This window comes from Kitasatospora sp. NBC_00070 (genome assembly GCF_045041205.1).
Classification (GTDB): Bacteria; Actinomycetota; Actinomycetes; order Streptomycetales; family Streptomycetaceae; genus Kitasatospora.
In genome coordinates this window covers 6749912-6768826 of record NZ_CP108247.1, presented here as the reverse complement: position 1 = coordinate 6768826, position 18915 = coordinate 6749912, and the positions used below count along the sequence as shown (strand labels likewise).

Genomic DNA, 18915 nt, shown 5'->3' with positions numbered 1-18915 from the left:
GCTAGGCATCGGCGGCCCCCGTCCGGTCGCTGTGGTGGCAGGCGGCCCGGCGGGCGGGCTCGGTCTCGACCGCCAGCAGCGGGGGTTCCTGCTGGGTGCAGAGGAAGGTCGCGATCGGGCAGCGCGACGCGAACGGACAGCCCGTCAGCTCGTCCCGCAGGCTCGGCGGCCGGCCCTCGATGGTGGCGAGCCTGCCGCCCGGGGCGTCCGGGCGCGGGGTCGAGGCGAGCAGCGCGGCCGTGTACGGGTGGCGCGGCCGGCTGAACAGGGCCTCGGCGGGACCGGTCTCGACGATCCGCCCGGCGTACATCACGTACACCCGGTCGCTGATCGCGGCGGCCAGGCCCAGGTCGTGGGTGACGAACAGCAGGGCGGTGCCGAAGCGTTCCTGGAGGTCGTCCAGCAGGGCCACCACCTCGGCCTGCGAGCTGACGTCCAGTGCGGTGGTGGGCTCGTCGGCGAGGATCAGCGCGGGGTCTCCCATCAGGGCGGCCGCGATCATCACCCGTTGCAGCATGCCGCCGGAGAGCCGGCCGGGGTGGCGGGCGAGCACCGAGGACGGGAGGCCGACCGCGTCCAGCATCTCGACGGCGCGATCGGTGGCGGCGGCCGCCGTCAGCCGGCCGGACAGCCGGACGCTCTCGGTGAGGAAGTCCCCGAGGCGGCGCAGCGGGTTGATGGCCGCCCGGGGGTCCTGGAAGATCATCGCGGCGGTGCCGGTGCGCAGCGAGCGGAGCTGATCCGGCGTCATGGCGAGGACGTCCGCGCCGTTGACCCGGACGGTGCCCTCGGTGGCGGCGCCGGTGGGCAGCAGGCCGAGGGCGCTGCGCGAGGTGAGGCTCTTGCCGGAGCCGGACTCGCCGACCAGGGCGACCGTCTCGCGGGCGTCGACGGTGAGGTCGACCCCGGCGAGCACGGGGCGGGCGGTGTCCGGCAGGTGCAGGCGGTAGGCCTGGATGTCGAGGGTGGTCATCGGTCCCTCCTGGCGACCTGGTCGGCCCAGCGTTCGCCGACCACGTTGAAGGCGACCACGGTCAGCACGATCGCGGCGCAGGGCAGGATCGCGGACAGCGGGTAGCCGTGCTGGACGGCGGACTGGCCGTCGAAGACCATCCGGCCCCAGTCGGGGGTCAGCGCGGGGACGCCGAGCCCGAGGAAGGAGAGGCCGGCCAGGTCGATCAGGGCGTAGCCGAAGTTGATGGTGGACTGGGCGAGCACCACGGGGGCGATGCCCGGGACGACGTGCCGCAGGCAGATCTGCAGGCCGGAGTGGCCCTGCACCTGGTACGCCTCGACGTAGGGGCGGGCGCGTTCGGCCAGCACCAGCGAGCGGGTGAGCCGGCTGACGTACGGCAGGTAGGCGATGGCGAGGGCGATCACCGGTGCGAGCAGGCCCTCGCCGTGGACCGAGACGATCAGGATCGCCAGCAGCATGCCGGGGAAGGCGAAGACCAGTTCGGTGCTCCGGGAGAGCACCGAGTCCAGCCAGCCGCCGCGCCAGGCGGCGGCGACGCCGATCGCCACTCCGGCCAGGGTGGAGAAGGCGACCACGCCGAGCGGTCCGAGCAGCGAGGTGCGGGCGCCGGTGACCAGGCGGGAGAAGGTGTCCCGGCCGGAGGCGTCCACCCCGAGCAGGTGGTCGGCGGACGGTCCGGCCAGGGCGTTGCCCAGGTCGACGGCGTTCGGGTCCTGCGGGGCGAGCCAGGGGGCGAACAGCGCGGTGAGCACCACCAGGGCGACGAAGCCCAGGCAGAGCAGCCGAAGCGGGGCACGGGTGGTCCGGATCCGGGCGAGGCCGGGCCGGTGCAGCAGGGTGGCGGTCATCCGGCGGCCTTTCTCGCGCCGAGCGTGACGCGCGGGTCGACCAGCGGGTGGAGCAGGTCGACGATCAGGTTCACCGCCATGAACAGCCCGACCATGATCAGGGAGATCGCCTGCACGGTGGGGAAGTCCTTGGTGGTGGTGGACAGTTCGAGCAGCTGGCCGATCCCGCCGACGCTGAACGCGGTCTCCACCAGGACGGTGCAGACCAGCAGCGTGGAGACGATCAGGCCGCCGGTGGTGAGCACGGTGCCGAGCGCGTTGCGGAAGACGTGCCGGCGGATCACCTGGTGCTCCGTCACGCCCCGGCTGCGGGCGACGGTGACGTGCTCCTGGCCGAGCACCTCGAGCATGGCGGCCCGGGTGACCCGGGCCAGCATGCCGGTCAGGTAGAGCGCGAGGGCCACGGCGGGCAGCACCAGGTGCCAGACCATCGACCCGAGGCCGTCCCCGGTGCCACCGGTCGGGAACCAGCCGAGGTCGACCGCGAACAGGCCCTGGAGCAGCACGGCGGCGACGAACGACGGGGTGCCGACCGCCATCGTGGTGCCGACCAGCACGCTGGCGTCGGTGCGACCGCCCCGGACCGCCCCGATCCAGCCGAGCAGCAGTCCGCAGGCGACCACCAGCACCAGGGCCATCACCACCAGCAGCAGGGTGGCGGGCAGCCGGTCGGCGAGCAGTCGGGAGACGTCGGTGCGGTAGGTGATGGACCGTCCGAAGTCGCCGTGCAGGATCTGGCCGGCCCAGCGCACGTACTGCACCAGGAACGGTTCGTCCAGGTGGTAGTGGGCGTTGACCGCGGCCAGCGCCTCCGGCGAGGCGGACCGCCCGGCCAGCAGGAAGCCGGCCGGACTGCCGGGGGCGAGGTACATCGCGCCGAAGATCACGAACGAGGCGCCGGCCAGGGTGGCGGCCATCTCGGCCAGCCGCCGGGCGGCGAATCTCAGGAAACTCACCGGGCCGCCCCCACGTCGGCCGCCCACGGGTAGTAGAGGTAGGAGATGGTGGTCGGGGCGCCGGTGATCCGCTTGTTCAGGAAGACCGCGGTGGGCCACTCGGCGACCGGGATCCAGAGCAGCTGCTCGGCGGCGGTCTTCTGGAGCTTGGCGGTGACGGCGAACCGTTCGGCCGGGTCGGTCGCGGTGACCGCCTGCTGCACCAGCTCGTCGTAGGCCGGATCGCTGAACGAGGCGAAGTTCTGGTACGCGCCGGTCTTGAAGTTGGCCAGCAGGTCGAGCGGATCGGTGATCGAGTCGTAGTACGTCTCGGGGAAGAGGTCGATGCCCTCGCGCGCCTTCGGGTCGGTGAAGAGCGCGGTGAAGGCGTTCGGCGCGATGGTCCGGAGTCTGACGTCCAGTCCGATCTTCGCCCCGGCGGCCTGCACGGCGGTCGCCAGCACCGAGACGTCCTGGCCGATCGGGCTGGTGGCGACCGTGATGCTCTTGCCGGTGGCCCCGGCCTCCTTGATCAGCGCCTTGGCCTGCTCCAGGTCGGGCGCGGTGGGGGTGAGCCCGGCGAAGGCGTCCTTGCGGACCTGCTCGGGCGCGGCGGCCCAGGCGGCCCCGCTGGTCAGCGAACCGGTCACCCGGCCGGCGCCGCCGAGCCCGGTGCGGACGAAGCCGGAGCGGTCCAGGGCGAGCGAGAGCGCCTTGCGCACCCGCAGGTCGCCGAGCACCCCGGACATGTTGGTGACGTTGACGTTGACCGTGCTGAGGCCCTCGCCGAAGTAAAGCGTGCCCACGCCGCTGGTCCGCAGCCGCTCGTAGCTCTCGGTCGGGATCAGGTAGCCGCCGTCCGCCTCGCCGCTGATCATCGCGTTGACCCGGGCCGAGGGGTCGGTGAGGAAGCGGAAGACGACCTTGCCTGACTTGGCCTTGGCGCCCCAGTAGTCGTCGAAGCGCTGGAGCTCGACGGACTGCCCCTTGGTCCAGCTGCCGAGCCGATACGGTCCGGTGCAGGCCAGGCTGCCGCTGGTGCCGTAGTCCTGGCCCGCCGCCTCGATCCCGGCCTGCGAGGCGACCACCCCGGCGGCGGTGGCCATGTACTGGTTGAACTGCGAGTCGGGCCGGGTGAGTCTGACGGTGACCTGGAGCGGGCCGGTCTTGGTGATGCTGCTGACGTTCTGGAACTGCTGGGCCCAGGCGGCCGCGTTCTCCGGGTTCATCTGCCGGCCGAGGCTGTACACCACGTCGTCGGCGGTCAGCACGCCGCCGTCGTGGAAGTGCACGTCCGGGCGCAGGTCGTAGACCCAGGTGGTGGGGTCCGGGTTGGTCGCCTTCTCCGCCAGCCCCGGCGCCAGGGTCAGCTGCGGGGTCCACCGCATCAGGCTCTCGCAGACGTTGGAGAGCACGGTGTTCTGCGGGTAGTCGAAGGCGGAGATGTAGTCCAGCGTGGGCGGCTCGGCGTAGACCGCCCAGGTGAAGGAGTCCAGACCGGCCTGCCCGGCGGGGGTGTCGGCGGAGAGCCGGTACGCCTCGCCGTCGGCGCCACCGCTCTTCGGCGGGCCCGAGCAGGCGGTGGTCAGGGTGAGCAGGGCGGCCGCGGCCAGCGCCGCGACCGGCAGGACCTTCCGGCCGCGCGGGGTTCTCTGAGGTTCTGTCATGTGGGGGCTCTCTTCCGTGCGTGACCTGGGGACGGTGTACGGGTCAACTCGCCGACGGGACCTGCTGGGTGATGCAGTGGACACCGCCGCCGCCGAAGGCGATCACCCGGGAGCGCACCCCGACGACCTTGCGGCCGGGCAGCGCCGAGGCGATCACCGCGAGCGCGCCCTCGTCCCCGGGGAGGCCGGCCACCGGGACCACGACGCCGCCGTTGGCGATGTAGAAGTTGAGGTAGCCGACCTCGGTGTGCTTGCCGCCGACCTCGATGAAGGCGCTCTGCGGCAGGTCGACGATCTCCAGCCGTCGGCCCCGGGCGTCCACCGCGGCCTCCAGCACCGCCCGGTTGGCCCGCATCCGCTCGAAGTCGGGGTGCGCCGGGTCGCCCGGGAGCTGGACCACCACCTTGCCGGGGGCCACGAAGGCGCAGACCCCGTCCACGTGGCCGTCGGTCTCGGTGTCCAGCAGCCCGCCGTACGGCAGCCAGATCACCGTGCTGACGCCGAGCTTGGCGCACAGCTCGGCCTCGATCTGCTCCTTGCTCATGCCCGGGTTGCGGTTCGGGTGCAGCAGGCACTGCTCGGTGGTGATCAGCGTGCCCTCGCCGTCGACCGTGATGGCGCCGCCCTCCAGGATCATCCGGGAGTCGATCCGCTCGACCTCCAGGCGCTCCAGCAGCCGGGCGGCGATCTTGTCGTCGGTGTCCCAGGGGTGGTGCTTCTGCCCCCAGGAGTTGAACCGGAAGTCCACCCCGGCGCGCTCGCCGTCCGGGCCGAGCACGAAGATCGGCCCGGAGTCGCGGAACCAGGAGTCGTCCAGCGGCAGTTCGACCACCTCGACGCCGTCACCGCACAGGGCCCGCGCCTCCTCGCCCTGGCCCGGCCGGGCGACCATCGTCACCGGCTCGAACTCGCTGATCGCGCGGGCCACCTCGGCGTACTCCCGCTTGGCCTCCTCGAAGGTCTCCCCCCAGAGGTCGGCCCGGGTCGGCCAGGCCATCAGGCACGCCTCGTGCTCGGTCCACTCGGCAGGCATCCGGAACGTCATGACAACTCTTCTCGTGTCGTAAGTGGGTGGGACGGAGGCGCAGTAGGCGGGCGGTACGGCCGGCCCGGGTGGGGTCGGGAGGTGTGGGGTGACCCACATCCTGCTCCGTACTGAAAATTCAGTCAAGAAGTGCGAAGGTCTCGATCCGGCCCATCTTTCCAGGGCCTGCGGAGCGCGAAGATCAGCGACGTACCCGCACCGACCAGCGACCCCTTGCCATGGCATCCGCTGAACATCTCGTCAGGATGCGAGACGTGCGGGTAGAGTGAACGCCCGTGTCAGACCGTCGAACAGAAATACTCAGGGCCGCCACGCGGGTCATCAGCCGACGCGGCGTGCGCGGACTGCGCGTGGCCGAGCTGGCGGCCGAGGCCGGGGTGTCGGCCTCCTTGATCTACTACCACTTCACCGACCGGGCCGGGATCCTCCGCGAGACCCTGGAGTTCATCGGCGAACGGGCCGACCGGTACACCGCCGAACGCAGCCCCGGCAGCGCGGACGACCCGCGCACCGAGCTGACCCAGATGCTCCTGCTGGAGCTCCAGGACACCGCCGAGGTGCGCGAGAACAGCACCGCCTGGGGCGAGTTGAGAGCCAGCGCGGTTTTCGACCCGGACCTCAGGGAGGACCTGGCCCGGGCCACCCACACCTGGGTGCACGAGATCGCCTACCTGCTCGGCCGCGCGCACCCGAGCGGCACCGCGCCGGCCCACGCCGCCTCCGCCGAGCGCCTCACCGCCCTGCTCGAAGGGCTCAGCGTCCGCTGGCTCAGCGGGTCGCTCCCCCTCGACCACGCCCGCCGACTGCTCGGCGAGGCGATCGAGGCGGAGCTGCTGGACCTCGGGCGGGCCCACGCGGGCTGAAATCCTGGTCAGGACCGGGGTCCGACGGTCAGAGGAAGTACAGGCGGTTGAGCGAGACCGAGTCGGCCGGTTCGGAGCGGAGCGGCTCGCCGTCCAACGAGACCAAACCGGTGGTGGCCTGGACGTCGACCTGCCCGACCCGCCCGTTCCGGACCATGTTGCGGGGGCCGATCCCCCGGGTGCCCCGCACCGCGACCCGGCGGCGCCGAGTGGGCATCAGATCCCCGTTGTCCACCGCTGCTTGGGCGACGAAGGCGACGGAGATGTCGGCGGGGGTGGTGCCGTGGGCGCCGAACTGGGGGCCGAGGACGAGGGGTTCGCAGCGGTCGGTGGAGGCGTTGGGGTCGCCGGTGACGCCGTAGGCGGGGAAGCCGGCTTTGAGGATGAGTTGGGGTTTGGCGCCGAAGTGGTCGGGGCGCCACAGGACGATGTCGGCGAGTTTGCCGATTTCGAGGGAGCCGACTTCGTGGGCGAGGCCGTGGGCGATGGCGGGGTTGATGGTGAGTTTGGCGATGTAGCGCAGGACGCGTTCGTTGTCGTCGCCGGACTCCGCTGTGCCGTAGCCGCCGTCGAGGGGGCCGAGTTCGGCTTTCATCTTGCCGGCCATGGCGAAGGTGCGGCGGACGGTTTCGCCGGCGCGGCCCATGCCTTGGGCGTCGGAGGAGGTGATGCCGATGACGCCGAGGTCGTGGAGGACGTCTTCGGCGCCCATGGTGCCTGCGCGGATGCGGTCGCGGGCCATGGCGGCGTCGCCGGGGAGGTCGACCTTGAGGTCGTGGGCGGAGACGATCATGCCGAAGTGTTCGCCGAGGGCGTCGCGGCCGAAGGGGAGGGTGGGGTTGGTGGAGGAGCCGATGACGTTTTCGACGCCGGCCATTTTGAGGACGTTGGGGACGTGTCCGCCGCCGCAGCCTTCGATGTGGAAGGCGTGGATGGTGCGGCCTTCGAGGACGCGGAGGGTGTCTTCGACGGAGAGGCATTCGTTGAGGCCGTCGGTGTGGAGGGCGACCTGGACGTCGTACTCCTCGGCGACGCGCAGGGCGGTGTCGAGGGCGCGGGTGTGGGCGCCCATGTCCTCGTGGACCTTGAAGCCGCAGGCGCCGCCTTCGGCGAGGGCTTCGATCAGCGGGGCGGGGTCGGAGGAGGAGCCCCGGCCGAGGAAGCCGATGTTGACCGGCCAGGCGTCGAAGGCGTTGAAGGCGTGGCGCAGGGCCCAGGGGGAGTTGACGCCCACGCCCCAGACGGGGCCGAACTCCTGCCCGATGATGGTGGTGACACCGGAGGCGAGGGAGGCTTCCATGATCCGGGGGGAGAGCAGGTGTACGTGGGTGTCGATGGCGCCGGCGGTGGCGATCAGGCCCTCGCCGGAGACGATGGTGGTGCCGGTGCCGACGACCACGTCGACGCCGTGCAGGGTGTCGGGGTTGCCGGCCCGTCCGATCGAGGCGATCCGGCCGTCGATCAGGCCGATCGAGGTCTTCCGGATGCCGAGCACCGCGTCGATCACCAGCACGTTGCTGATCACCACGTCACAGGTGTCCCGGACGGCGGCGGCTTTGAGGTGCAGGCCGTCCCGCGCCGTCTTGCCGAACCCGGCCAGAAACTCGTCCCCCGGCGCTTGCGAGTCGGACTCCACCCGGATGATCAGACCGGAGTCGCCGAGCCTGATCCGGTCACCGGCCCGAGGACCGTGCACCGCGATGTAGTCCCCCGGGTCGATGCCGCCCCCGGCCACCCCGCCCGGACGGCCGTGACACCCTGCCGAGTCGAAGACGCTGCCGCTCATCCCTGCTCCTGAAAGTGCGTCAAATAGCCGGTCGCGCGGGCCTTTGCCAGCGCGGAGTCCTTCGCCCCGGGCGCGTCCAGCGGGCCGTCCACCAGCCCGGCGAAGCCGATCACCACCCGGTCACCGCCGATCGGCACCAAGCCCACCTCCACCACTGCACCGGGGTCGAACCGGACCGAGGAACCCGCCGGGGCGGCGAGCCGGTGCCCGTACGCGGCGGAACGGTCGAACGCCAGCCGGGGGTTGACCTCGAAGAAGTGGAAGTGCGAGGTGACCGAGATCGGCACCGCCGAGCTGTTGAGCACCGGCAGTCGCAGCTCCGCCTCGGCCGACCGGTAGCCCGCACCGTCCCCGGCCAGGGCTGCGCCGGGGGCGTCGTCCCCCAGCGAACCCCGGGCCCGGAACGGGTCGTCGATGACGCAGAGCCGCGTCCCGTCGTCGAAGACCGCCTCCACCTGAAGGGTCGTCACCACGTCCGGCACACCGGGCAGGACATCCTCGGCGGTGAGCACGGAGCGCCCGGCCTCGATCGCCTCGGCCAGCCGCCGGCCGTCCCGGGCCGCCTCGCAGACGGTGTCCGCGATCAGCGCGTGCACCTCGGGAACGTTCAGTTTCACGCCCCTGGCCCGGCGGGCCCGGGCCAGTTCGGCGGCCGTGAAGATCAGCAGCCGGTCCCGTTCGGTCGGTGTCAGTCGCATCGCGCGCCTCCTAGGCGTCCGGCTTGCCGGGCTGGTCGTGGGTGGAGCAGTGGATACCGCCACCGCCGGAGGCGATGTTGTCGACGACCACCGGCACGACGTCCCGGCCGGGGAAGTGGTCGCGCAGGATCCCCCGGGCCCGGTCGTCGGCCTTGGCGTCCCCGAACTTCGGTAGGAACAGCGCCTTGTTGGCGACGTAGAAGTTGATGTACGAGGAGACGAACGCGTCGCCGCGACCGGTGATCCGGTCCGGGTCGGGCTGCGGCAGGTCGATCACCTTCAACGGCCTGCCCTGCGCGTCGGTCGCACCGGTCAGCACCTCGCGCGCCTGGGCGGCCGAGCGGGACCAGACGTCGGCGGGGGCACCCGGGAACGGCTGGTCGAGCAGCACCACGCCCGGCCCGGCGAACCGGACCAGGCAGTCCACGTGCGCGTCGGTGATGTCCTGGTCCCGCACTCCGGCGAACCAGATCACCTTGCTGACGCCCAGCACCTTCTTGAGCTCGGCCTCGATCTCCTCCCGGCTCTTCCCGGGGTTGCGGCGCTGGTTGACCACCGAGCTCTCGGTGACCAGCAGCGTCCCCTCGCCGTCGGTCTCGAACGAGCCACCCTCCGCCACCAGCGAGGTCCGGACCCGCTCGATCCCGTACTTCCCGAGCACGGCCGTGGCGAGCGCCGTGTCGTTACCGTGCTCCTTCTGCTTCTCGCCCCAGCCGTTGAAGTTGAGGTCGACGCCCTTGAGCGTGCCGGAGTCCTCCACGAAGACCGGCACGGTGTCCCGGGCCCACAGGTCGTCGACCGGCAGCGGGACCACCTCGACGCCGTTGCCGCAGGCGTTCTGCGCCGCGTCCAGCTGCCCGGGGCGGGCGAACATCACCACCGCCTCGTAGCCCGCCACCGCCCGGGCCAGCCGCGCGATGTCCCCTCGTACGTCCGGCAGTTGGTCGCCCCAGATGCCGGTGGAGGCGGGCCAGGACATGAACGTCCTGGCGTGGCTCTCCCACTCCGCGCCGAACCGGCGGCCGGGCGTCGGGCCGGGCTGCCCGCCGCCGGGCGCGGTCGGCCCGGCCGGGCCCGGCGGCGGCTGGTCGGCGTCCTCCGAGGGGGCGCAGGCGGCCGCCCCGAGCGCGAGCAGTCCGGCACCGGCGGCGGCGCGCAGCACCGTCCGGCGGGAGGTGGAGAAGGGCAGGGTCGGGTCCGACACGGAGTCACTCCGGTGAGCTGAGGGTGGGGTGGGGAGGGCGTGCGGGCGTCGCTACGCCAGCGGCTCCTGCATGGTGGAGCAGTGGATGCCGCCGCCCCCGGCCATAAGGCGGTCGACGTCGAGCTGGACCACCTCGCGGCCGGGGAAGGACTCCGCGAGGGTGCGCCGGGCGGCCTCGTCCTTGGTCCGGTCGCCGAACCGGGCGGCGATCACCGCCCCGTTGACCAGATGGAAGTTGAGGTAGGAGTCGACGAACTGCGGGTCCCGCGAGCGGACGGTGTCCGGACCGTCCACCCGGATCACCCGGAGCCGGCGGCCCCTGGCATCGGTGGCCCCGGACAGGATGTCGAACTGCTCGCGGGCGTCCCGCGCCCAGACGTCGTGCCGGTCCGCCGGTGGCAGCTGCACCAGCACCGTCCCTGGGCGGACGAACCGCGAGGTGACGTCGATGTGGTTGTCGGTGATGTCCCGGCCCTTGACCCCGGGTACCCAGATCATCCGGTCCGCGCCGTACACGTCCAGGACGGCGGCCTCGATCTCGTCCCGGCTCATGCCCCGGTTGCGGTTCTTGTTGACCAGGCTGCTCTCGGTGGCCAGCAGGGTGCCGTCGCCGTCGGTCTCGATCGACCCGCCCTCGCCGACGAACTCGGCGTACGAGAACGGGAGTCGGAGCAGCCCGGCGACGCCCGCCGCCACCTCCGCATCGTCCCGGTGGGTCTGCTTCCCGCCCCAGCCGTTGAAGTTGAGGCCGACCGCGTCCTGTCGGCCGTCGGCGTCCCGCCGGAACACCGGTGCGGTGTCCCGCATCCACAGGTCGTCCGTGGGGACGGCCGCGGTCACGGTGACGGCGGGCCCGCAGAGAGAGAGCGCCTCGCGGACGCTGTAGTCGTCCGGGGCGCACACCGTCACCGGTTCGAAGCGGGCGATCGTCCGGGCGATGAGGGCGATGTCCTGCTGGACGCCACCCAGCTGGCGGCCCCAGACGGACTTGCGGGACGGCCAGGACATCCAGGTCCGGGCGTGCGGGACGTCGTCGGGCTCCACCCACCGCTGCGGACGCGCCCCGTCCGGCCGCCGGCGGTCCGTCTCCGGCGCGGCGCCGAAGAGGCGGCTGAGGAAGGAGCGGTCGTCGTTCATGCGGATCTCCAGGTTCAAGAATTGCACCTGCGGCCGGGCCGCACCCTCACTCTCGCACTGACTGAAATTTCAGTCAAGATTCAGCACCCGGACAGACGAAAGCCCCGGACCGTCCGGTCCGGGGCTCCGACGGTCGGCGGCGGTCAGCCGCGCAGCCGCTCCAGCTCGCCGTCGATCGCGCCGGCCATCAGCTCGCGCGCGTGCTCCACCGGCAGACTGCCACTGAGCCAACGGACGCTCAGCCCCTCCACCAGCGCGGTCAGCCGCTCGGCGGAGGCGGCCAGGGCGGCCGCACCGTTCATCGGCCGGACCTTGCCGAGCAGATCCGCCACCTCCTGCACCCACACCAGGGTGGCCCGGGCCACGTCCTCCCGGAGCTCGGGGTCGAACACCGCGCTCGCCCGCAGTTCGCCCCACGCGGTGCTGTTCTCCCGCACCTCGGGAATGTCCTGGAACTCCAGCAGCAGCGTCTGCTCCAGCTCGCCCCTGGCGTCCAGCGGCGGCGAGTCCGCCGCCCGGACCGTGGTGTAGCGCTCGGCGCGGTCGTTGATGAACTCCAAGGTCGACCGGAGGATCCCCGCACGGTCCTTGAAGTGGTAGTAGATCAACGCGGTGGACACACTCGCCTCGGCGGCCAGCTCCTCCACGCGCAGCCCTCGGACACCGCGCCGGGCGATCACCCGCGCGGCCGCTTCCATGATCAAGGTTCGACGGTCAGCCACAAGAGTTCACCTTAGACCCTCCCCCCTGCCCGCCTTCCGGGCATCAGCCGGGCCCCGGACAAGGTGATCCGGGCTCCGCACGGCCTGACACCCGGTCAGCTGCCCGATCGGGCAGCGTACGGTGCCCCGGCACCGCCTTCCGCGTGGTCGGCCGCTCTGTTGGAATGCTCGTTGGACGGACGGACGTCGGTCCCGGCCGGATCCGCCCAGGAGGCGCTGTGCGACGACGTACGTTCATCACCGGCACGCTGCTCGGCGCGGTGGCCACCGCCGTACCGCTCACCGCCTCGGCGGCGGACCCGGCGCCGGTCGGCTCGCTGAGCGCGCTCCAGAAGGCCATCGACGGGGCGGTCCCCGGTGACCGCATCGTGCTGGCCGACGGCACGTACACCGTCCCGTCGGGCGGCATCCGGGTGACCGGCCGGAACGGTACCGCCGACGCACCGATCACCATCCTCGCGCAGTCCCGGGGCGGGGTGGTGCTGCAGGGCGAGCGCAGCTTCGTGTTCGGTGACTGCGCCGACATCACGGTCAGCGGCTTCGCCTTCCGGCAGCGCACCACCCTGGAGATCCCGGCGGACTGCCGGCGCGTCCGGCTGACCAGGAACGACTTCCGGCTGGCCGACGTCAGCGGGCTCGACTGGGTGATCGTGCGGGGCGACGACGTCAAGATCGACCGGAACCGGTTCCACGACCGGAGCACCGAGGGCATCTTCCTGGTGGTCGACGGCCCCGGCTCGACCGCCGTCGCGCAGCGCACCCAGATCATCCGGAACCACTTCCACGACCACCGCTACCCGGGCGCCAACGGTGGTGAGTCCATCCGACTCGGCGTCAGCAGCCGGGCGCTCTCCGACGCCGACGCGCTGGTGGAGTACAACCTGTTCGAGCGCTGCGACGGGGATCCCGAGGCGGTCTCGGTGAAGTCCTCGGGCAACACCGTGCGCTACAACACCGTCCGGGACAGCCGGGGCGGGATCGTGCTGCGGCACGGCAACGGCACCACGGTGGAGGGCAACCACCTGCTCGGCGGCGTCGACGGTCTGCGGCTCTACGGCAACGACCACCTGGTGCTGAACAACCTGCTGGCCGGTCTGTCCGGCCGCGCCCTGGTGATCGGCAGCGGCACCACCCGCGACCACCACGACGGCGAGAGCACCGAGGAGCGGCGGGGCCACGACGCCTGCGACCGCGCGGTGATCGCGTACAACACCCTGGCCGGCAACGCCCGGACGCTCTCCGGCGAGACCAGGAGCTACCCGCCCCGGGGCGTGGTGGTCGCCGACAACATCCTCTCGGCCGGCACCGGCACCCTGGTCGCGATGGCGGAGACCACCGGCTTCCGGTGGCAGGGCAACATCCTGTGGGGCGCGGCGGCCGACGGCAACGCCCCCGCCACCGGCTACCGCCGGGTGGACCCCCGGCTGCGGGCCGACCCGGACGGGGTGTACCGCCTGTCGGCCGGCAGCCCCGCGATCAACGCGGCGACCCTGACCACCCCGGCGGTCACCCAGGACCTGGACGGCCACCCGCGCGGCGGCAGCCGCGACGTCGGGGCCGACGAGTACAGCACCCTCGCCCCGCTCCGCCGCCCGCTCACCCCGGCCGACGTGGGCCCCGAGGCCACCTGACCGGCGTCACCGGCCGACCCGCTGTGGGGCGGGCCGGCCGGTGCTCGCCACTGACGATCCGTCAGATCTTCTTGACCACGCTCGACTTCAGCTGCATCGCGCCGAAGCCGTCCACCTTGCAGTCGATGTCGTGGCCGTCCACCCCGTCGACCAGGCGGATGTTGCGGACCTTGGTGCCCGCCTTGATCCCCGACGGGCTGCCCTTGACCTTGAGCGCCTTGACCACGGTCACCGTGTCGCCGTCGGCGAGGACGTTCCCGACCGCGTCCTTCACCACCCGCTCGGCCGCCTCGGCGGCGCCCCCGTCCGGGGTCCACTCGTGGCCGCACTCCGGACAGACCATCAGGCCGTCCATCGCGTAGGTGTACTCACCGGAGCACTTCGGGCACGCGGGCAGGTTCTCGCTCATCCGGTCAGAATATCCGAGCCGGAAGCCGGAACCCGCAGGTCAGCTCACCGGGACGCGGTCCCCCGACTGCTCCGGGGCCGTGGGTGCGGCCGGGAGCTGCGCGCCCTCGATGTCGACGTCCGGCACCAACCGGTCGAGCCGGCGGGGCAGCCACCAGGCGCGGCGGCCGAGCAGTGCCATCGCGGCGGGCACCAGGGCCATCCGGACCACGAAGGCGTCGATCAGCACGCCGAAGGCGAGCGCGAAGCCGATCGACTTGATGATCGGGTCGTGGTTGAAGACGAAGCCGCCGAAGACCGCGACCATGATCAGGGCGGCGGCGGAGACCACCCGCCCGCTCCGGGCCACACCGTGCACGATGGCGGCCGCCGCGTCGCCGGTGTGCTCGTGGTGCTCGCGCATTCGGCTGACCAGGAAGACCTCGTAGTCCATCGCCAGACCGAACAGCACGCCGATCAGCAGCACCGGCAGGAAGGCGGTGACCGGTCCGGCCGAAGGGATGTCGAGCAGGCCGTTCAGGTGGCCCTGCTGGAACACCCAGACCGTGACGCCCAGTGAGGCGGCGATCGAGAGCAGGAAGCCGAGCGCGGCCTTGACCGGGACCAGCAGCGAGCGGAACGCGACGGTCAGCAGGATCAGCGCCAGGATCACGATGATGGCGACGAACAGCGGCAGTGCGTCGGAGAGCTTGTTGGACACGTCGATGGCGGCGGCGGTGGCACCGGCGATGTAGAGCGTGCCGCCGGACCGGTCGACGGCGGGCGCGTTCTCCCGCAGGCGGTGCACCAGGTCGGTGGTGGCCTGGGCGTCGGGGCCGGTCCTGGGCACCACCGCGATCACGGCGAGGTTGCCGGCCGGATTGGCGACCGGCGGGGCGACCGCGGCCACCCCCGGGTCGGCGGCCAGCGTCCGGCCCAACTCGCCGAGTGTGGCGGTCCGTTGGTCGGCGGTGAGGCCGCCGGTGTCGACCACGGCGGCCAGCGTGGCGTTGAAGCCCGGGCCGAAGCCGTCGGTCAGCAGGTCGTAGCTGCGGTGCTGGGTGCTGTCGGCGGGCTGGGAGGCGTAGCTCGGCAGCCCGAGCCGCAGGTCGCGGGCGGGCAGCGCGAGCGCGAGCAGGCCGACCACGCCGACCAGCAGGACCACCAGCGGCCGCTTGGTGACGGTCCTGGCCCAGGCCAGACTCCAGGTGCCGGGCGCCCGGCCGGGTCGCGACCGGCGGGTCCAGGCGCGGGGAGTCCGGGGCCGGCGGGTCCGGGGGCGGGGCCGCAGGCGTTCGCCGAGCAGGCTCAGCGCGGCGGGCACCAGGCTGACGGCGATCAGCACCGCGATCAGCACGGTGCCGGCGGCGGCCAGGCCCATCACGGTCAGGAACGGGATGCCGGTGACCGCGAGCGCGGCCAGCGCGATGATCACGGTCGCGCCGGCGAACACCACCGAGCTGCCCGCGGTGGCCACCGCCCGGGCGATCGAGTCGTCCAGGTCGGCTTCGGGGTCGGCGAGTTGCTCCCGGTGGCGGGAGATGATGAACAGCGCGTAGTCGATGCCCACCGCCAGCCCGATCATCAGGGCGAGCACGGTGGCGGTGTTGGTCATCTCCACGAAGCGCGAGACGAACTGGACACCCAGCACGCCGATCAGCACACCGACGGCGGCGGTCAGCAGTGGGAGTCCGGCCGCCACCAGCGAGCCGAGCGCGAGCGCCAGCACGACGAAGGCCAGCACCACGCCGACCACCTCGGCCGGACCGCCGACCTCGGTCTTCGGCTGCATCGCCGATCCGCCGAACTCGACCTGGAGCCCGGCGTCCCGGGCCGGGCCCATCGCCCGGTCGAGGGCGTCCTTGGCGGTCTGCGGGACCTCGTCGGCCGCCATGCCGAACCGGACGTCGGCGTAGCCGATCCGCCCGTCCGCCGATATCGCCCCGCCGTGCGCCGGGTCGGACACGGCCACCACGCCCGGCAGTTGACCGGCGGTCCGCAGTCCGGTGGCGATCGCAGGCCCGGTCGCGGGCCCGTTGAGACCGCCGCCCTCGGGGGCCGCGAACACCACCCGGGCCACTCCGCCCGCCGCTGCCGGGAACTGAGCCTCCAACAGCTCCTGGGCCTGCTGCGACTCGATGCCGGGCACCGAGAACGCGGTGCTCGGCTTGCCGTGCAGGGTGACCCCCAGGCCACCGACCACGGCGAGCAGCAGCAGCCAGACGGCGACCACCCGACCCCGTCGCCGGATCACCCAGCGTGCCCATGCGTACAGGCGTGACGCCATGTCGATGCCCCTCTCGTCCCAGCGGGCGCCCCACACAGGCCACCACCGCACTCACTGCACTCTAAGGCATATTTACAGTCCAATGTAATTTAGCGGTCGCTGGTAAAGTGTGGCCATGACCACTGACGGCCTGCGGGAGCGCAGCAAGGCCCGGCGCCGGGAGGCGATCGTCCGGGCGGCGTACGAGCTGTTCGCCGACCGGGGGTTCGAGGCGACCACGATCGCCGACATCGCCGAGGCGGCCGAGGTGTCGCCCCGGACGGTCACGCTGTACTTCCCCTCCAAGCTGGAGCTGGCGCTGTCCCGGTTCGAGTCCTTCGCCGACCGGCTGGCGGCCGCACTGCGGGAGCGGCCCGAGGGCTGGACCATCCTGGACGCGCTGGAGCACTGGCTGCGCCACGAGCTGGCCGACCGCAGCGACCTCGACGAGCTCACCGACCGGATGCTCGACGCCAACCCCCAGCTCGGCGCGACCGGGAACCTCCGGCTGGCCGAGACCATCCAGGAGGGCGCCCGGATGCTCGCCGAGGAACGGGGCGACGCCCCCGACGCCTTCGGCCCCCGGATGGCCGCCGCAGCGGCGGCGGCCATGGTCAGCGAGCTCTGCCACCACCCGCAGGAGGCGAACATCGACACCGCGATGGCCTTCCTGCGCGCCGGGGCCGCCACCCTGCCCTGACCGCACCCCTGCCCTGACCGCCCCGAGGGTCAGGCCTTGAGGTAGGCCAGCACCGCCAGCACCCGGCGGTGCCCGCTGTCGCTCTGCGGCAGGTCGAGCTTGAGGAAGATGTTGCCGATGTGCTTGCTGACCGAGCGTTCGGTGATGAACAGCGTGCCCGCGATGGTCGGGTTGTCCAGGCCCTGCGCCATCAGGCCGAGCACCTCGCGCTCGCGCTGGGTCAGCGTGTCCAGCGGGTCGTGACGGCTCATCAGCTGGGAGATCACCTCGGGGTCCAGCGCGGTGCCGCCCGCCGCCACCCGCTCCAGCGCCTCGCGGAACTCCTCCACCCGGCTCACCCGGTCCTTGAGCAGGTAGCCGACGCCCGCCACGCCCTGTGCCAGCAGCTCGGCGGCGTAGCTCTCCTCGACGTACTGGGAGAGCACCAGCACCGGCAGCCCGGGCAGCACCCGGCGGGCCTCGATCGCCGCCCGCAGGCCCTCGTCCCGGAATCCGGGCGGCAGCCGGACGTCCAGCACCGCCACGTCGGGCCGGTGCTCCAGCAGCGCGGGCAGCACCTCGGGGCCGCTGCCGACCACCGCGACCACCTGGTGGCCGACCGTCTCGAGCAGCAGGATCAGCCCCTCCCGGAGCAGGACGTTGTCCTCGGCCATCACGATCCGCACGGCAGTACCACCTCAAGTGTCGTTCCGACCCCGACGGGGCTCTCGATCCTGGTCGTGCCGTCCAGCGCGGCGACCCGCCGCCGCACCCCGGCCAGGCCGCTGCCGGCAGCGGGGTCGGCCCCGCCACGCCCGTCGTCCCGGACCGTGAGGTGCAGGCTGCGCCCGACCTGACGGAGCGACACCTCCGCCCGGGTCGCGCCGCTGTGCCGGGAGATGTTGGTGAGCGCCTCGGCGACCACGAAGTAGGCGGCCGCCTCCACCGCGGCGGGCGGCCGCCGGGGCAGGTCGGGCAGGTCCAGCGCGACCGGGATCGGGCGGCCCGCCGCGAGCGACCGGATCGCACCGTTCAGCCCCCGGTCTGACAGGATCGGCGGGTGGATGCCCCGGATCACCGTACGGAGCTGGGTGAGCGCCTCCTCGACACCGGTGCGGGCGTCCAGGAACAGCTTCCTGGACGCGGCCGGGTCCTGCTCGAACACCCGGTCGGCCAGGCCCAACCGGAGGGCCACCGCCACGAGTTGGGCCTGCGTCCCGTCGTGCAGGTCCCGTTCGATCCGGCGCAGCTCGGCGCCGTGCGCCTCCAGTGCCTCGGCCCGGGAGACGGTCAGCTCCTCGATCCGGCGGCCGGCGTCGGCCTTCGAGGTGGACAGCAGGGCGGCGGCCAGCCCGGCCTGCAGGCGCATGCCGAGCGGGGCCAGCCAGTACAGCAGCGCACCGCAGACCAGCACCTGGGCCACCGTCAGCCCGACCGCCCGCGGCCAGTCGGTGACCCGGACCCCGAGCACCTCGACGGAGCCGGGCGCGACCGCCCACCACCACAGCGGCACGGTGACCGCGACCACGATGCTCAGGCAGAGCCCCAGGGCCAGCACGCCGGCCAGAATCCCGGTCAGGCCGTGCACCAGCATCCAGGCGACCTCCCGCCAGGTGCCGGCCTCCCGGACCAGCCGTCCGGACCGGTACATCAGGTCGCCGTCGAGCGGCGGGTAGTCGCCTGGTACCGGCCGCCCGAGCACCCGCCCGGCCCGCCGCCGCTCCCGGCCGGCCAGCCACCGCAGCGGCCGGACCGCGACCGGCAGCACCGGCAGGCCGAACATGGTGAGCAGCACCAGCGGCAGCAGAACGTAGCCGCCCAGCGCGGGAACCGCGGTGAGCAGGCCCTCGGCCAGATAGACCGTCGCCTGCCGCGTGCGCCGTACCGCTGCCTTCAGCTCCATGGTCCGTAACCGTACGGCAGGACAAAGCCGCACGTCACGGGGGTCGTCCCCCACCCCCGTGGTGTAGCGCGCTACACCACGGATCGGGGGGCCTGTCCCGCTGCCCCGACCCCCTGCCGCTGACTACGTTCGGTAGCGAGCCGAAGAGCGGTGAACTACGAGGAGCTG

General features: G+C 72.5%; 17 protein-coding genes. 3 read left to right on the top strand and 14 right to left on the bottom strand.

The genetic code is table 11. The features are described 5' to 3' along the window. Window position 1: 1 nt before the first annotated feature. Genes OHV05_RS30755 through OHV05_RS30735 form a run of 5 tightly spaced genes read right to left on the bottom strand, consistent with a single transcriptional unit; the run spans window position 2 to window position 5471 of the window. On the bottom strand, window positions 2–973 hold the full coding sequence (locus OHV05_RS30755; RefSeq protein ID WP_405020575.1) for an ABC transporter ATP-binding protein: 972 nt from the start codon (window positions 971–973) through the stop codon (window positions 2–4). Beyond that, window positions 970–1824, bottom strand: a complete 855-nt coding sequence (locus tag OHV05_RS30750; protein ID WP_405020574.1) for an ABC transporter permease — start codon at window positions 1822–1824, stop codon at window positions 970–972. Before OHV05_RS30750 ends, OHV05_RS30755 begins: the two co-directional genes overlap by 4 nt. Further along, the gene (locus OHV05_RS30745; protein ID WP_405020573.1) at window positions 1821–2780 is read right to left on the bottom strand and encodes an ABC transporter permease; all 960 of its coding nucleotides are present in this window, start codon (window positions 2778–2780) and stop codon (window positions 1821–1823) included. Before OHV05_RS30745 ends, OHV05_RS30750 begins: the two co-directional genes overlap by 4 nt. Next, the gene (locus OHV05_RS30740) at window positions 2777–4426 is read right to left on the bottom strand and encodes an ABC transporter substrate-binding protein (RefSeq protein ID WP_405020572.1); all 1650 of its coding nucleotides are present in this window, start codon (window positions 4424–4426) and stop codon (window positions 2777–2779) included. The genes OHV05_RS30745 and OHV05_RS30740 overlap by 4 nt, the downstream gene beginning before the upstream one ends. Before the next feature lie 43 nt (window positions 4427–4469). After that, window positions 4470–5471, bottom strand: a complete 1002-nt coding sequence (locus OHV05_RS30735; protein ID WP_405020571.1) for an agmatine/peptidylarginine deiminase — start codon at window positions 5469–5471, stop codon at window positions 4470–4472. Window positions 5472–5746: 275 nt separating this feature from the next. Here OHV05_RS30735 and OHV05_RS30730 point away from each other — a divergent pair, with 275 nt between their 5' ends. Then, a complete protein-coding gene (locus OHV05_RS30730) occupies window positions 5747–6334 on the top strand; it encodes a TetR/AcrR family transcriptional regulator (RefSeq protein ID WP_405020570.1) in 588 nt (195 codons plus the stop codon). A 28-nt stretch (window positions 6335–6362) separates the two neighbouring features. Here the strand turns inward: OHV05_RS30730 and OHV05_RS30725 are convergent, their stop codons facing one another. The 5 genes from OHV05_RS30725 to OHV05_RS30705 form a co-directional block, all read right to left on the bottom strand. Then, entirely contained in the window at window positions 6363–8120 is a 1758-nt protein-coding gene (locus OHV05_RS30725) for an urease subunit alpha (RefSeq protein WP_405020569.1), read from the bottom strand. Beyond that, on the bottom strand, window positions 8117–8818 hold the full coding sequence (gene ureA / locus OHV05_RS30720; protein WP_405020568.1) for an urease subunit gamma: 702 nt from the start codon (window positions 8816–8818) through the stop codon (window positions 8117–8119). Before ureA ends, OHV05_RS30725 begins: the two co-directional genes overlap by 4 nt. A 10-nt stretch (window positions 8819–8828) precedes the next feature. Next, a complete protein-coding gene (locus OHV05_RS30715; protein ID WP_405020567.1) occupies window positions 8829–10022 on the bottom strand; it encodes an agmatine/peptidylarginine deiminase in 1194 nt (397 codons plus the stop codon). Between the two features lie 51 nt (window positions 10023–10073). Continuing rightward, entirely contained in the window at window positions 10074–11159 is a 1086-nt protein-coding gene (locus OHV05_RS30710) for an agmatine/peptidylarginine deiminase (protein WP_405020566.1), read from the bottom strand. A gap of 143 nt (window positions 11160–11302) precedes the next feature. After that, window positions 11303–11857, bottom strand: a complete 555-nt coding sequence (locus OHV05_RS30705; protein WP_405021585.1) for a TetR/AcrR family transcriptional regulator — start codon at window positions 11855–11857, stop codon at window positions 11303–11305. Between the two features lie 242 nt (window positions 11858–12099). Here OHV05_RS30705 and OHV05_RS30700 point away from each other — a divergent pair, with 242 nt between their 5' ends. After that, window positions 12100–13512, top strand: a complete 1413-nt coding sequence (locus OHV05_RS30700) for a chondroitinase-B domain-containing protein (protein ID WP_405020565.1) — start codon at window positions 12100–12102, stop codon at window positions 13510–13512. A gap of 61 nt (window positions 13513–13573) precedes the next feature. On the opposite strand, the gene OHV05_RS30695 is transcribed toward OHV05_RS30700, so the two are convergent. Both OHV05_RS30695 and OHV05_RS30690 read right to left on the bottom strand, forming a co-directional pair. Next, window positions 13574–13921 carry a zinc ribbon domain-containing protein YjdM gene (locus OHV05_RS30695; protein WP_405020564.1) on the bottom strand — a complete coding sequence of 116 codons (348 nt, stop codon included), beginning with the start codon at window positions 13919–13921 and terminating at the stop codon, window positions 13574–13576. A gap of 39 nt (window positions 13922–13960) precedes the next feature. After that, window positions 13961–16186, bottom strand: coding sequence for an MMPL family transporter (locus OHV05_RS30690; RefSeq protein WP_405020563.1), 2226 nt, complete (start codon window positions 16184–16186; stop codon window positions 13961–13963). A 115-nt stretch (window positions 16187–16301) separates the two neighbouring features. On the opposite strand from OHV05_RS30690, the gene OHV05_RS30685 reads away from it, so the two are divergent. After that, window positions 16302–16865 (top strand): TetR/AcrR family transcriptional regulator, encoded by a 564-nt coding sequence (locus OHV05_RS30685; RefSeq protein ID WP_405020562.1) that lies wholly within the window; start codon window positions 16302–16304, stop codon window positions 16863–16865. 29 nt (window positions 16866–16894) lie between these two features. Here OHV05_RS30685 and OHV05_RS30680 read toward each other — a convergent pair whose 3' ends face one another. Next, window positions 16895–17530, bottom strand: a complete 636-nt coding sequence (locus OHV05_RS30680) for a LuxR C-terminal-related transcriptional regulator (RefSeq protein ID WP_405020561.1) — start codon at window positions 17528–17530, stop codon at window positions 16895–16897. After that, window positions 17518–18747 (bottom strand): sensor histidine kinase, encoded by a 1230-nt coding sequence (locus tag OHV05_RS30675; protein ID WP_405020560.1) that lies wholly within the window; start codon window positions 18745–18747, stop codon window positions 17518–17520. Before OHV05_RS30675 ends, OHV05_RS30680 begins: the two co-directional genes overlap by 13 nt. Window positions 18748–18915 lie beyond the last annotated feature (168 nt).

Excerpts from the sequence above, each read along its gene's own strand:
- OHV05_RS30755 (WP_405020575.1), bottom strand. The coding sequence starts at position 973 with ATGACCACCCTCGACATCCAGGCCTACCGCCTGCACCTGCCGGACACC.
- OHV05_RS30750 (WP_405020574.1), bottom strand. The coding sequence starts at position 1,824 with ATGACCGCCACCCTGCTGCACCGGCCCGGCCTCGCCCGGATCCGGACC.
- OHV05_RS30740 (WP_405020572.1), bottom strand. The coding sequence starts at position 4,426 with ATGACAGAACCTCAGAGAACCCCGCGCGGCCGGAAGGTCCTGCCGGTC.
- OHV05_RS30735 (WP_405020571.1), bottom strand. The coding sequence starts at position 5,471 with ATGACGTTCCGGATGCCTGCCGAGTGGACCGAGCACGAGGCGTGCCTG.
- OHV05_RS30725 (WP_405020569.1), bottom strand. The coding sequence starts at position 8,120 with ATGAGCGGCAGCGTCTTCGACTCGGCAGGGTGTCACGGCCGTCCGGGC.
- ureA (WP_405020568.1), bottom strand. The coding sequence starts at position 8,818 with ATGCGACTGACACCGACCGAACGGGACCGGCTGCTGATCTTCACGGCC.
- OHV05_RS30710 (WP_405020566.1), bottom strand. The coding sequence starts at position 11,159 with ATGAACGACGACCGCTCCTTCCTCAGCCGCCTCTTCGGCGCCGCGCCG.
- OHV05_RS30705 (WP_405021585.1), bottom strand. The coding sequence starts at position 11,857 with ATGGAAGCGGCCGCGCGGGTGATCGCCCGGCGCGGTGTCCGAGGGCTG.
- OHV05_RS30695 (WP_405020564.1), bottom strand. The coding sequence starts at position 13,921 with ATGAGCGAGAACCTGCCCGCGTGCCCGAAGTGCTCCGGTGAGTACACC.
- OHV05_RS30690 (WP_405020563.1), bottom strand. The coding sequence starts at position 16,186 with ATGGCGTCACGCCTGTACGCATGGGCACGCTGGGTGATCCGGCGACGG.
- OHV05_RS30685 (WP_405020562.1), top strand. The coding sequence starts at position 16,302 with ATGACCACTGACGGCCTGCGGGAGCGCAGCAAGGCCCGGCGCCGGGAG.
- OHV05_RS30675 (WP_405020560.1), bottom strand. The coding sequence starts at position 18,747 with ATGGAGCTGAAGGCAGCGGTACGGCGCACGCGGCAGGCGACGGTCTAT.